At 62.9% G+C, this 937-nt stretch carries 1 protein-coding gene; it reads right to left on the reverse strand.

Annotation, left to right across the window (positions count from 1 at the left end; translation table 11 throughout):
- Positions 1-184 precede the first annotated feature (184 nt).
- Positions 185-937: efflux RND transporter permease subunit (locus tag G3N94_RS41760; RefSeq protein ID WP_205799966.1), on the reverse strand; the 753-nt coding region annotated here is incomplete at its 5' end.

Raw genomic sequence — 937 nt, forward strand, 5'->3', positions numbered from 1 at the left:
TTCGTCGACGGCAACGGTGCGTGCGCCCGCGGGTTCCGCATGGGTCGGGATCGTGTGAATCGGCCCGGCCGCGTTCGCGATCGGCCCATGGAGTCGGGCAAATGCCGCTGCAGCACCGCAAAGTACGGTACAGACGACGACTGTCTTGATCATGGTTGAGTCTCCGTCGTGATGTTCGCAAGCTTCAGTGGCTGAGCAGGCCCGGCGCACGCGCCGGCTTGCGACGCGGGAACCAGCGCTCCAGCACCGAGGCCAGCGCGGGCAGTGCCGTCATGGCCATCACCAGGTTGACGATGAACATGAACGCGAGCAGCTTGCCCATGTCGGCCTGGAACTTGAGCGCCGAGAAGCTCCACGTCGCCACACCGATCGCCAGCGTGATTGCCGTGAAGATCGTCGCCACGCACTCGAATTCGAGCGCACGCTCCATCGCCTTGAGGATCGGATCGCCCTCGGCCAGGTGCCGTTGCAGCCGGTTGTAGATATACAGCGCGTAGTCCACGCCGATGCCCACCGCCAGCACCATCACCGGCAAGGTCGCCACCGTCAGGCCGATCTTGAGTTCCTTCATGAACCAGTAGCCGATAAAGGTCGCCACCGCCAACGGCACGCAGCACGCGATCATCGCGCGCCAGTCGCGATATGCGAGGAACACGAGGATCACGATGGCCGCGTACACGTACAGCATCATCGGCAATTCGCTCCGCTCCACCTCCTCATTGGTGGCTGCCAGTACCCCTGCATTGCCCGCCGCGAGGCGAATGTTGATACCCGGGAACGGATGCGACGCGCGGTACTGTTTGATGTCGTTGAGGACCCGATTGATCGTTGTCGCCTTGTGATCGGTCAGGTACAGGTGAACGGCAGTCATGCTGCAATTGGCCGTCATGAAGCCCTTCAGGCGCGCCACATCGACCGACACCGCGCCGTAGTTCTC

The sequence above is a fragment of the Burkholderia sp. Ac-20353 genome (genome assembly GCF_017104785.1).
Taxonomy (GTDB): domain Bacteria; phylum Pseudomonadota; class Gammaproteobacteria; order Burkholderiales; family Burkholderiaceae; genus Burkholderia.